This is a genomic window from Parabacteroides sp. Y3-G-102, from assembly GCF_023656845.1.
Classification (GTDB): Bacteria; Bacteroidota; Bacteroidia; order Bacteroidales; family Tannerellaceae; genus Parabacteroides; species Parabacteroides distasonis.
Map to the genome: position 1 here is coordinate 95,472 of NZ_JAMOKU010000017.1, position 12,716 is coordinate 108,187.

The 12,716-nt window shown below is 47.3% G+C and carries 14 protein-coding genes; all 14 read left to right on the forward strand.

Going from position 1 to position 12,716, the window contains the following annotated elements; translation table 11 throughout:
- Positions 1–64: 64 nt before the first annotated feature.
- The 14 genes from NBH16_RS10580 to NBH16_RS10645 all read left to right on the forward strand — a co-directional run bounded on the left by NBH16_RS10580 (position 65) and on the right by NBH16_RS10645 (position 12,627).
- Positions 65–355 carry an HU family DNA-binding protein gene (locus NBH16_RS10580; RefSeq protein WP_008778384.1) on the forward strand — a complete coding sequence of 97 codons (291 nt, stop codon included), beginning with the start codon at positions 65–67 and terminating at the stop codon, positions 353–355.
- Positions 348–1,439, forward strand: coding sequence for an HU family DNA-binding protein (locus NBH16_RS10585; RefSeq protein WP_005857245.1), 1,092 nt, complete (start codon positions 348–350; stop codon positions 1,437–1,439). The genes NBH16_RS10580 and NBH16_RS10585 overlap by 8 nt, the downstream gene beginning before the upstream one ends.
- A 168-nt stretch (positions 1,440–1,607) precedes the next feature.
- The gene (locus NBH16_RS10590) at positions 1,608–2,603 is read left to right on the forward strand and encodes an AAA family ATPase (protein ID WP_005857243.1); all 996 of its coding nucleotides are present in this window, start codon (positions 1,608–1,610) and stop codon (positions 2,601–2,603) included.
- Entirely contained in the window at positions 2,604–3,473 is an 870-nt protein-coding gene (locus NBH16_RS10595) for a DUF58 domain-containing protein (RefSeq protein ID WP_005857241.1), read from the forward strand.
- 9 nt (positions 3,474–3,482) lie between these two features.
- Positions 3,483–4,457, forward strand: a complete 975-nt coding sequence (locus NBH16_RS10600) for a hypothetical protein (RefSeq protein ID WP_005862646.1) — start codon at positions 3,483–3,485, stop codon at positions 4,455–4,457.
- Between the two features lie 3 nt (positions 4,458–4,460).
- On the forward strand, positions 4,461–5,447 hold the full coding sequence (locus NBH16_RS10605) for a vWA domain-containing protein (RefSeq protein ID WP_005862644.1): 987 nt from the start codon (positions 4,461–4,463) through the stop codon (positions 5,445–5,447).
- A 13-nt stretch (positions 5,448–5,460) separates the two neighbouring features.
- Positions 5,461–6,480 carry a VWA domain-containing protein gene (locus tag NBH16_RS10610; protein WP_005857235.1) on the forward strand — a complete coding sequence of 340 codons (1,020 nt, stop codon included), beginning with the start codon at positions 5,461–5,463 and terminating at the stop codon, positions 6,478–6,480.
- Positions 6,481–6,492: 12 nt separating this feature from the next.
- Positions 6,493–7,233, forward strand: coding sequence for a tetratricopeptide repeat protein (locus NBH16_RS10615; protein ID WP_005862642.1), 741 nt, complete (start codon positions 6,493–6,495; stop codon positions 7,231–7,233).
- A gap of 32 nt (positions 7,234–7,265) precedes the next feature.
- The gene (locus NBH16_RS10620; RefSeq protein WP_048927246.1) at positions 7,266–9,077 is read left to right on the forward strand and encodes a BatD family protein; all 1,812 of its coding nucleotides are present in this window, start codon (positions 7,266–7,268) and stop codon (positions 9,075–9,077) included.
- Positions 9,078–9,081: 4 nt separating this feature from the next.
- On the forward strand, positions 9,082–9,849 hold the full coding sequence (locus NBH16_RS10625; protein ID WP_008779812.1) for a tetratricopeptide repeat protein: 768 nt from the start codon (positions 9,082–9,084) through the stop codon (positions 9,847–9,849).
- Positions 9,850–9,852: 3 nt separating this feature from the next.
- A complete protein-coding gene (locus NBH16_RS10630) occupies positions 9,853–10,545 on the forward strand; it encodes a phosphatase PAP2 family protein (RefSeq protein ID WP_008772270.1) in 693 nt (230 codons plus the stop codon).
- 139 nt (positions 10,546–10,684) lie between these two features.
- Positions 10,685–10,957 carry a hypothetical protein gene (locus NBH16_RS10635; protein ID WP_005862635.1) on the forward strand — a complete coding sequence of 91 codons (273 nt, stop codon included), beginning with the start codon at positions 10,685–10,687 and terminating at the stop codon, positions 10,955–10,957.
- Between the two features lie 114 nt (positions 10,958–11,071).
- Positions 11,072–12,190 (forward strand): universal stress protein, encoded by a 1,119-nt coding sequence (locus NBH16_RS10640; protein WP_005862634.1) that lies wholly within the window; start codon positions 11,072–11,074, stop codon positions 12,188–12,190.
- Between the two features lie 71 nt (positions 12,191–12,261).
- Positions 12,262–12,627 carry a hypothetical protein gene (locus tag NBH16_RS10645; protein WP_250788496.1) on the forward strand — a complete coding sequence of 122 codons (366 nt, stop codon included), beginning with the start codon at positions 12,262–12,264 and terminating at the stop codon, positions 12,625–12,627.
- The last annotated feature ends 89 nt before the right edge of the window (positions 12,628–12,716 follow it).

The window sequence follows — 12,716 nt, forward strand, 5'->3', positions numbered from 1 at the left end:
AATATATTTGTCGGTTAACGAAAAAATAACTAATATAGCAGCACGAACTGTTATGGAATTAGATATGAAAAACAAGGAACTTATAACGGAATTGGCGAATCGCATGGATTGGACCTCGAAGGAGGTATCCGACATGCTTTCTGCGCTCAGTTCCGTCGTAAGTTCGAAATTAGTGGATAACGATACGATCTATCTGCAAGGCTTCGGCCAGTTCGAGGTGAAAAAGAAAGCGGAACGTATTTCCGTGAATCCGGCGAACGGGAAGCGATATCTGGTTCCCCCTAAATTAGTTCCCGTGTTCAAGCCCGGAACGACCGTGAAGAATCGTTTAAAGGAATTGGGTGATCATGAATAACCGGCTGAATATACAAGATTTAGCCGGTTTATTATCGGAGCGTACCGGCAAGGACAGAGGAGAGGTAGAGCGTTTCTTGAGAGATTTTATCTCGGTGGTATCCGAAGGGGTCTATACGGATAAGATCGTAAAAGTAAAGGGCTTGGGTACTTTCAAGATTATCTCTGTGGAGAAGCGGGAGAGTATCCACGTGAATACCGGTGAACGTTTCTTGATCCCCGAACATTATAAATTCTCTTTCCTGCCGGATAAAGACCTGCGGGAACAGGTAAACAAGCCTTTCTCTATCTTTGAGACGACAGAGATCAACGAGAACGTGGATTTCTCGGACATGGATGAGTCCGTAGAGGAGAAGGAAACGGAAGACGAGTCCGTGGAGGAGGTAATGCCGGATAAGGAAATCCCTTTGGCAAATACTCAGCCCAAAGAGAAGCCCGAACCGATACTAGAACCTGAACCTGAACCATTGCCTGAGCCAGAGCAAGCGTTTGATCCGGAGCCGTCATCGGTATCTGAACCGGAACGTGGATTGGAACCGGAACCGCCCGCGGAGCCATCTCCCATACCAGAGAGACCGGAAGAGCAAGCCCGTAGGAAACCGGAGGAAAAGGGGGTATTAATGATCGTCGCCTTTTTGATAATCGTAATCTCTGTATTCTTCTATCTGGGAAGAAATAATTGGAAACCGGCGCCTGCCCAAGAAGAGGTGATAACGGAAGCCAAGAATACGGCCAAGGACACGGTTCAAGAATCAGCTTGGATGCTTCATCCGGACTCGGTAGCGGAGAAGACCCCGCATACGGAACCGGAGCCTTATGTGGAACCGGCGCCAAAACCATTGGGGCAGGTGAAGATCAAGCATGGCGACCGCCTCACCGTGATCGCCTTGGAATATTATGGCAATAAATTATTCTGGGTGTATATTTACCAACATAATAAGGCTGTTATAAAAGACCCGAACAACGTCCCGATCGGTACCGTGATCGAGATACCCGCACCGGAATCGTATGGCATCGATGCCAAGAGCCGTGAGTCGCGGGAGAAAGCCGCCGCCCTACAAACAGAGATACTTGCCGGGGAGTAAGAGAAATCCCCCTTTTTTAAGTAAAATAAAACAAAACGAGGAAGTGTTGGTTAGTATTATTTAACTGCAAAAGTGAAGGATACGAATTTAACATTTCTAATTTTGTGCATCCTAAAAAATCAACGTAAAATTGGGACAATATAATAACAATATAATAGAATAAATCTTATGAGTCAGACAGTAGACATTCGTGAGTTGAATGAGCGAATTGAAAGTAAAAGCTCGTTTGTGAACATGATTACGATGGGTATGGACAAAGTAATCGTCGGACAAAAGCATTTGGTTGAATCCTTGTTGATCGGTTTGCTTTCGGACGGACATATCCTGTTGGAAGGTGTGCCGGGTTTGGCTAAGACACTTGCCATTAAAACATTGTCGTCGTTGATCGACGCTAAATACAGCCGAATCCAGTTCACCCCGGACTTACTTCCGGCCGATGTGATCGGTACGATGATTTACAGTCAGAAAAGCGAAGAGTTCCAGGTAAAGCAAGGCCCGATCTTCGCTAATTTTGTGTTAGCGGACGAGATCAACCGTGCCCCGGCGAAAGTACAGAGTGCCTTGTTGGAGGCCATGCAAGAGCGTCAGGTCACGATCAGCGAGCATACCTACAAGTTGCCGAAGCCTTTCTTGGTAATGGCTACCCAGAACCCGATCGAGCAGGAGGGTACGTACCCGTTGCCTGAGGCGCAGGTAGACCGTTTCATGTTGAAGGTGATCATCAATTATCCGAAGAAGGAGGAAGAGAAATTAATCATACGCCAGAATATATCCGGAGAACGTCCGGAGATCAAGCCGATCTTGACGAAAGAGGAGATCCTCGACGCCCGTAACGTGGTTCGTGAGGTTTATTTGGACGAGAAGATCGAGCGTTACATCGTGGATATCGTCTTCGCTACCCGTTTCCCGGCTGAGGCTGGTTTGCCGAACTTGGCGAGCATGATCTCTTTCGGCGCTTCCCCTCGTGCGTCTATCAACTTGGCGTTGGCCGCCCGTGCGTACGCTTTCATCAAGCGTAGGGGCTATGTGATCCCGGAGGATATCCGTGCGGTATGCCACGACGTGATGCGCCATCGTATCGGCTTGAGTTATGAGGCCGAGGCGAACAACTTGACTTCAGAGGAGGTAATCAGCGAGATCTTGAATAAAGTAGAAGTTCCTTAAATGGAGACAAGTGAATTATTAAAAAAGGTCCGCCGTATCGAGATAAAGACCCGTGGTCTTTCCCGTAACATCTTCGCCGGCCAGTACCATTCGGCTTTCAAGGGCCGTGGTATGGCGTTCAGCGAGGTAAGGGAATATCAATACGGCGATGATATCCGGGATATCGACTGGAACGTCACCGCCCGCTACGTCCGCCCCTACGTCAAGGTGTTCGAGGAGGAGCGTGAGCTGACGGTGATGCTGCTGATCGACGTGTCCGGTAGCCGTGACTTTGGCTCCGTCAACGTCATGAAGAAGGAGGTGATCACCGAGATCGCCGCTACCTTGGCTTTCTCGGCGATACAGAACAACGATAAGATCGGCGTGGTGTTCTTCTCGGACAAGATCGAGAAGTTTATCCCGCCCCAGAAAGGAAAGAAACATATCTTATATATTATCCGGGAGCTGATCGATTTCCATCCGGAGGAGACGAGGACGGATATCAGCCAAGTGTTGAAATACTTGACCAACGCCATCAAGAAGCGTTGCACGGCTTTCCTCATCTCCGATTTTATTGACAAGGAGGGTTTCAAGGACGCCTTGACGGTGGCCAACCGCAAGCATGACATGGTAGCCATTCAGGTGTACGACCGTCGTGAGACCGAGCTTCCCGCCGTAGGCCTTATGAAGATCAAGGACGCCGAGACCGGGAAGGAGCAATGGATAGACAGTTCCTCCGCCCGTGTGCGTGCGGCCTATAAGGAATGGTGGGAGAAACGGCAGGCGAAGATGAGCGATACGTTCAAGAAATGCCGTGTAGACTCCGTCTCTGTCCGTACCGAGGATGATTATGTGAAAGCATTGATTGCTCTTTTTGACAAACGTAATTAAAGCAAGCAGATGAAATTGATAAAGAAAAGTATCCTGTTTCTGGTCGCCGCCGCTTCCCTCGCGGGGGGAAGGGCATATGCGCAGAGACCGTTGATCGATGTCGCTATCGACTCGGCCGCCATATTGATCGGAGAGCAGACTACCTTGCACCTTACGGTAACGGCGGATAAGGATCGCCCTGTGCAGATCGTGATCCCGAACGATACCTTGATGACGGGTGTGGAGGTGTTGAATCTCTCCAAGGCGGACTCCACGGAGATCGAGAACGACCGGCTCGTTATCAAGCAGGATGTATTGATTACCTCGTTTGATTCGTCACTCTATCTATTACCTCCGTTGAAGGTGATAGACGGGGTGGATACCGTATATTCCAACCAAGTCGCCTTGAAGGTCTCCACGATTCCCGTGAACGCGGACAAGCCGGAGGAGTTCAACGACATCAAGACCGTATGGAAGCCGCCTTTCGTATGGGCCGATTATTATCCGATCATTTACGGGATCTTGCTGGCCCTGTTCTTGATTTGCGTGATCGCCTATATCGTGAAACGGATCCGTGCGAAGAAGTCGTTGATCCCATTCAAGAAAGAGGAGCCGAAACTTCCGCCTCACGAGCAGGCTATCAAGGAACTGGACGAGATCAAGCAACAGAAACTCTGGCAGCAAGGACGAAGCAAGGAGTATTACACCTTGATCACGGATACGCTGCGTAAGTATATCGAGGAACGTTTCGGTATCAATGCCATGGAGATGACTTCCGGTGAGATCTTGGAGCTGATCCGCAAGAACTCTGAGGCGCAGAGCGTGTACGATAACTTGAGGCAGATTCTGCAATTGGCCGACTTCGTGAAATTCGCCAAGATGAACCCGCTGCCGGATGAGAATGATTTGAGTATGATGAATGCGTATTTGTTCGTGAACCAGACGAAGGTGGAGGAGATGCAAGAGCCCGAATCTACGAACGATACAACTAATTTAAAGGATTAAGAGATGGTATTTGCGAATCCTAATTATTTATATTTATTGTTGTTGCTCATTCCGATGATCGGATGGTACGTCTACAAGCTGAGCAAGAGTCAGGCCAGCTTGCAGGTCTCCTCGTCGGAGGCGTTCGAGGCGCCGGGAGCGACATCATGGATCGTGTACTTGCGTCACGTGCCTTTCGTGTTGCGTATGGTAGCGGTAGCGTTGCTGATCGTGATCTTGGCCCGTCCGCAATCCACGAATAGTTGGTCCAATTCTTCCACGGAAGGTATCGATATCATGTTGGCGATGGATATCTCGGGTAGTATGCTGGCGCAAGACTTGAAACCGAACCGCTTGGAGGCGGCGAAGGATGTGGCCGCGTCGTTCATCAACGGCCGTCCGAACGATAACATCGGTCTCGTGGTCTTTTCTGCCGAGAGCTTTACGCAATGCCCGTTGACAACCGATCATACGGTCTTGCTGAATCTCTTCAAGGATATCCAAAGCGGTATGATCCAAGACGGAACGGCTATCGGGTTGGGCTTGGCGAATGCCGTGAGCCGTATCAAGGACAGCCACGCTAAGTCGAAGGTGATCATCCTTCTGACCGATGGTTCGAACAACGCCGGCGAGATCGCTCCGGTTACCGCCGCTGAGATCGCCAAGACGTTCGGCGTGCGTGTCTATACGATCGGAGTCGGAACGAAAGGCATGGCGCCGTATCCGTTCCAGACCGCTTTCGGCGTGCAGTACCAGAATATACCGGTAGAGATCGACGAGGCTACGTTGAAGCAGATCGCCTCTACCACGGGCGGGCAATATTTCCGTGCTACGGACAACGCCAGCCTGAAGGAGATCTATTCCGAGATCGACCAGATGGAGAAGACCAAGATCAGCGTACAGGAGTACAGCAAGAAGCAGGAGGAGTATAAGAACTGGGCCTTGCTGGTGTTCGCCTTGTTGCTGGTGGAGATCTTATTGAGAAATACATTGTTGAGAAATATACCATAAAGATAAAAGGCTTATGTTTCGATTTGCGCATCCGGACTTTTTATATTTGCTTTTTCTCCTTCCCGCATTGGTGGCGTTCTACGTGTATGCCATGATCGTGAAGAAGAAAGCGATAAAGAAATACGGTAACCCTACGTTGTTGGCCGAGTTGATGCCCGAGGTATCGACCAAGCGCCAGCATCTGAAGTTTTGGCTGTTGTTCGGAGCCATTACCATGGTTATCTTTATTATAGCGGGGCCTCAATTCGGCTCGAAACTGGAGACGGTGAAGCGTCAGGGAGTAGAGATCATGGTGTGTCTGGACGTATCCAACTCCATGTTGGCCGAGGACGTGTCGCCCAACCGTTTGGATAAAGCCAAACAGATGCTATCCCGATTGACGGACGGCTTTACGAATGATAAGGTAGGTTTGATCGTGTTCGCCGGCGACGCTTTCACGCAGTTGCCGATCACCTCGGATTATATCTCCGCCAAGATGTTCTTGTCCTCTATCAACCCGTCGATGGTCTCTACGCAAGGTACGGCGATCGGTGCCGCCATCAACTTGGCCGCCCGTTCCTTTACCCCGGACGAGACGACCGATAAGGCGATCATCTTGATCACCGACGGCGAGAACCATGAGGACGACGCTATCGGTGCCGCCAAAGCCGCCGCCGAGAAGGGCATCCACGTGAACATCGTGGGAATGGGTGATCCGAAAGGTTCTCCGATCCCCATCCAAGGAAGCAATAATTATATGAAGGATAAGGATGGAAACGTGGTGATCACGAAGCTGAACGAGCAGATGGGTCAAGAGATCGCCGCCGCCGGAAACGGTATGTACGTACGTGCGGACAATACGAATTCTGCCTTGAAAGCCCTTCAGAAAGAAATCGAGAAAATGAATAAGACGGAGCTGGATAGCAAGGTTTATTCCGAGTATGACGAGCAGTTCCAGATTTTCGCTTGGATAGCTTTGTTCCTCTTGATCGCCGATTTCATGACCTTGGATCGTAAGAACCGTATATTTAGGAAAGTAAAATTATTCTCTTAATTCGACGAAGTGATGAGACGTATATATAAATCTATGATATGGGTATCGGTCTTGGCGCTCAGCGCTGGGGCGGTCTCTGCCCAGAAAGCGGAACGGAAGAACGTGCGTGAGGGGAATAAGCTTTATGAGAGCGAGAAATACACCGAGTCCGAGATCGCTTATCGCAAGAGCTTGGAGGTGAATCCCCGCTCTACGGAAGGAACCTATAATCTGGGAAACTCCCTATACAAGCAAGGCAAGTTCCCCGAGGCCGCCGAGCAATATCAATTGATCGCCGGGCAAGGGGAGAAGATGGTGGCTACGCCGGAAGGGAAGGCACGCTTGTCGGAGGTGTATCATAATATGGGGAATATCTTCATGCAGAACAAGGATTACGGCAAGGCCGTGGAGGTGTATAAGCAATCGCTTCGCTTGAACCCGAAAGATGACGAGACCCGTTATAACTTGGCCTTGGCCCAGAAACTGCTGTCGGATCAGCAGAATCAGGATCAGAGCCAAGATCAACAGAACGACGACAAGCAGGAGAACAAGGATCAGAAGGACGATCAGCAGCAACAGCAACAACAACAGCCGCAAGACGACCAGAAGCAGGATAAGACCCAAGAGCAACAGCAATCCAACGAGCAAATGAGCAAGGACAATGCCCAGCAGATGTTGGACGCCTTCCTGCAAGATGAGAAAGACACCCAAGAGAAGGTGAAGAAGGCGCAGATGCAGCAGCAACAACGCCGGAAGACCGAGAAGGAGTGGTAAACTGGATAATTAACGAAAAAATGAGATACACAATGAGGAAATTAATTTTCTTATTCATCCTGATGTTAACGGTAGGGGTGGCGACAAAGGCCGCGGATGTGACCTTCAAGGCCTCGGCGCCCCAAGCGGTGGTAATGGGAGAGCAGTTTCGCTTGACTTTCACCGTCAATGCCGAAGGCAAGGATTTGAGAGTGCAGGAGATGCCAGACTTTGACGTATTAATGGGTCCCTCCCAATCCACCTCCTATAGCAGTAGCTGGGTGAACGGGAAGAGTACCAGCGAGACAACCGTTACGTATACGTATGTCTTGATGCCGAAGAAGGAAGGTACGTTTAATATAGCTCCGGCAACGATCAAGGTGAACGGCTCTAATTATACATCGAATGGCTTGGCCATCAAGGTGCTTCCGGCGGATAAGGCGGGTAAGCAAGAGGCGGAGACAACGACGGCGAGCGGGGCGATCTCTAACGATCGGCTGTTCGTGAAGATGGACGTATCCAAACGAAGCGTGTTCGAGCAAGAAGGTTTCTTGGTGACTTTCAAGGTCTATTCCTTGGAAAATTTCTCGATTACGGGATTGAAATATCCGGAGTTCGAGGGTTTCTTGGTACAAGAGGTTGAGTTGCCGCAAGAGAAACAACTGACCTTGGAAAACTACAACGGGCGTAACTACCAGTCGGCCGTGATGCGTCAGGTGATCCTGTATCCCCAACGTTCCGGTAAGATCACGATCGAAGGTGGAAAGTATGATGCCGTGGTGCGTGTCCGTATGCAACAAGCGGGCGGCGGTAGCATCTTCGATAGCTTCTTCGACTCGTATCGGGATGTGAGCAAGGTGTTGACCACCTCTCCGGTTACTATCGACGTGAAGCCTTTGCCCTCCGGTAAGCCCGCTTCTTTCTCCGGTGCCGTAGGTACGTTCTCCATGACGGCTAATATCAGCTCGAACAACGTCAAGACAGACGAGGCTGTAACCATAAAGGTGAAAATCACGGGTAACGGAAACGTGAAGTTGGTGAAGAACCCGGAAGTGGTTTTCCCGAACGATTTCGATGTCTACGACCCAAAAGTAGAGATGGACATCAAGACCACGACTGCCGGTGTCAGTGGAAGCAAGACGATCGAATATATGGCGATACCCCGTTACGCAGGTGATTTCGAGATCCCGGCGATCGCTTTCTCCTATTTCGATATCAAGTCCGGTTCCTATAAGACCATCAAGTCCGAGCCTTATAAGTTGCATGTGGAGCAAGGCAAGGGTGGTAGTGGTTCTTCCCCGGTCGTATCGAACTTCAGTAATAAAGAGAGCGTGAAATACTTAGGCAAGGATATCCGTTACCTAAAGACGAAAGGCTTCTCCTTTATCGAGGGAGGTGATGGTATTTTCTTCGGTTCCTTTATGTATTATCTTTGCTATATCGTACCGGCTATCTTGTTTATCGTATTCTTCTTTATTTATCGTAAGCAGGTGAAGGAAAACGCCGACATCGCCTTGGTTCGTACCAAGAAGGCGAACAAGATGGCGGTTAGACGTCTGAAGAACGCCGGCAAGCTGATGAAAGAGAACAAGAAGGAAGAATTCTACGACGAGGTACTGCGTGCGTTGTGGGGCTATTTGAGCGATAAGCTGAGTATCCCGCAATCCGATCTGACCAAGGATAACGTAGAGACAGAATTGGCTAAATACGGTGTAGACGAATCCTTGACGAATGAGTTCATGGATATCTTGAATACTTGTGAGTTCGCTCGTTACGCTCCGTCCCAAGCGTCAGACGCTATGGATAAGCTGTATGAGCTGACGGTAGACGCTATTGGTAAAATGGAGAATACAATTAAAAAGTAAGAAGATGAAGATGACTATAAATTTAAGAAAGGTATTGTTTTTCTTATTGACTCTATGTCTGATAGGATCCGCTTATGCGCAAGATACCGCCTTGAAGGAGGCCGAGGTCGCTTATACGAAAGAAGATTATGCGAAGGCGATCGAGCTATATGAGGGAATCTTGAAGAGCAATGGCGAGTCTGCCGCCGTTTATTATAATTTGGGAAATGCCTATTATAAGGCGGGTAAGATCGCTCCGGCTATATTGAACTACGAACGTTGTCTTCTGCTGGATCCGGGTGATAGCGATGCTCGCTTCAATTTACAGATGGCCCGTCAGAAGACGATCGATAAGATTGAGCCGGTTGGTGATTTTTTCTTGGTCAAATGGTTTAAGAGCGTGGAGAACCTCGGTTCCGCAGACTCTTGGGCGAAGACAGGTATCGTGTGCTTCCTGTTGTTTATCGGTTGCTTGATCTTGTTCTTTTTCTCCCGTTGGGTACGCTTGAAGAAGATCGGTTTCTATTTGGGTGTCCTATTTATTATCATGGTTGTTTTTGCCAATATATTCGCCAGCGACCAGAAGGATGAGATGATAAACCGTAAACATGCCATCGTATTCGCCCCGACCGTTACGGTGAAAAGCTCGCCCGACGCTAGCGGTACGGATCTTTTCGTATTACATGAGGGAACGAACGTGACCGTGAAGAGTACGCTCGGCGAATGGAGCGAGATCGAGCTTGAGGATGGGAACGTAGGATGGATGCCTAGTAAAGACATAGAAAAAATCTGATACATGCTAGAACAATTATTGGTTTGGGAACGTGATGCGTTCTTTATGCTTAACGGTAGCGACTCCGCTTTTTTAGATCGCTTTATGTGGATCTATTCAGGCAAGGCGGTTTGGCTACCGTTAGCCTTTTTTATATTGGTGGTATTGTGCTATAAGAAGAACTGGAAGGAGTGGTTGTTGATCTTATTGGCCATAGTCTTGACGATCACGCTATGCGACCAGTTCGCTTCGCATGTTTGTAAGCCCATCTTCACCCGTTTCCGTCCGACTCATCACCCTGATTTTATGGATCAGGTAAAGGTGGTGTTCGGTTATCGGGGAGGTATGTATGGATTTATCTCCAGCCATGCGGCGAACGCTTTCGGTTTCGCTACCTTGATGGCGCTGATCTTCCGGAATAAGCTATTTGGATGGACTATTTTCTTTTGGGCGATTTTGACTTCCTATACTCGTATTTATTTAGGAGTGCATTTTATCACGGATATTATTCCGGGAGCTTTATCCGGTCTGCTATTCGGGTATCTTGTATATCTGTTATACCTCTATATAAGGCCTAAATTGATTCCGGCAGATTCTTGGGTACGTCCGGAGGCCATTTACTCGGATACCCGGAAACGTTTGATCACCTATGCGATTTGGTTGACCATCCTTTTAATAGCTCTATTTAATGAGCAATTGGTATCGTGCTTAATATAAGAGATTTTCGTTAAGTATGTCGTAAAGCATATTTGTTTTCAGCTGATTTTCTCAATAATAATTTGTTTCAATGCTATTAAATGACTAAGTTAGTGCCATAATATTAAACAAAAGTATTAACCTTCAAAATAAGAAAGCCATGACAAAGACGATTACATTTAACGAACTGAGAAGAATTAAAGATTCGTTACCTGACGGAAGTATACAACGCATCGCTGATGAGTTGGGATTAAAGGTTGAGACAGTTCGCAACTATTTCGGTGGACATAATTTTCAAGATGGACGGAGTTGTGGTTTCCATATCGAGCCCGGTCCAGACGGAGGGTTGGTTGTTTTAGATGATACGACTATTTTCGAGCGTGCTTTGCAGATACTGGCCGAGAGTCAGGATGCCGAAGCACAGAAAGCGTAAGAGAAATTCATTCGTATAAAAAATCCCATAGCTAAATGAAAGAACGCTTTGGGATTTTTTTATATTCAACAATTCATAAATCCCGATTGTTTCATCTATAAAAATGTATTGAGTATGGAAGATAAATTAGTGACATTGGCTATCCACACGTTCGAGAAAGCCCAGATTCTCAAGACAATCCTCGAAACAGAAGGCATAGAGGTCTATATACATAATGTAAACCAGATTCAGCCGGTCGTTTCGGCAGGAGTGCGTGTGCGTATTAAGGAGAGTGATTTACCGCATGCTTTACGCATTATTGAAGACAATAAGTGGTTTGAGGAACCAAAGGAGGAAGAGGCGAAGGTTAATGCGGTCAAGAAAGTGCTGATCCCGATTGATTTCTCGGATTATTCCGCCAAGGCTTGTGAGTTGGGAATTAATTACGCTCATGCGGTAGGTGCGGAGGTGATGATCATGCACGCCTATTTCAGCCCCTATTTTCCATCTGCTATCCCGATGGGAGATACATTAGCTTACCAAGTAAACGAGGAGGAATCCGTACAGCATATCTTACAACGTGTCCGTATCGATATGGAGAATATTTGTACGCATATCAACCGGAAGATGTCCTCTGGCGAATTACCCAAGGTAAAATACGATTATGTATTACGTGAAGGCTTGCCGGAAGAGGAGATCATCGCTTATAGCAAGGAGTATCATCCGACATTGATCGTGATGGGAACGAGAGGTAAGAGCCAAAAAGATATGGATCTGATCGGTAGCGTGACCGGAGAGGTTATCGAGGTGAACCGGGTTCCTGTATTGGCGATACCGGAGAATGTTCCTTTCACGGATTTGAGAGACGCTAAGAATATCGCTTTCGCTACATCGTTTAACCAGAGAGATTTGGTCGCTTTCGACGAGTTCATGGAAATCATCAAAGGCTTTGATTTTAATATTCATCTATTCAATATCTCTACCAGCAAAGATGAATGGAATGAGATTCGTTTGACAGGCGTCCGTGAATATTTCAAGAAACAATATCCACATGCCCATATTTCCCATACGGTGCTTGCCGATGGTGACTTGCTGTTAGCCATCGAGAAATTTGTTCGTGATAAACAAATTGATGTTATAGCCCTAAGCACATATCGCCGTAATATCCTAGCCCGAATGTTCAATCCTTCGATCGCGAGAAAGATGTTATTCCACACCGATACTCCGTTATTGGTAATCGATAGCAAGAAGTAGCTTCTTATTCAAGTAACAAATAAAAAAGTGGATATGAGAAAAGGCTTATCCACTTTTTTATTATATACCATGTGCTTAAAGCAATCTTTGTATCTTTGGCGAAAAAATATAAGGATAGTATGTGGGAAAGAATGTTTGATCTGGTACTTGGATTAAAGAAAGAACATAGATTAATGATGGTTATAACATTGATTTATGCGGTGACCCTCTTTGGTATTACTGTAGATGTAGAAGCGATGGAGAATTGGCTGCAATTAGTGGGGTATACCATACGTACTTTATGTATTGCTTGTATTATACAGCTTAGTGTGTTCTTTTTGACAAATATTTTTTGGAAGGAACTAAACAGAGGCTTGAATAAAACATTTGTTGTTATTAGTGGTAATGTGTTGTCTTTAGCTTTTGACATGATACAGATTTACTTCACACGTAATTAACAATTAAAAGAACGTGTGTAACATGTCAAACAAGTTAAGAGAACGTAAAAATTACAGCATGGAGTTCAAGCTCCGTATGCTGAAGGAGT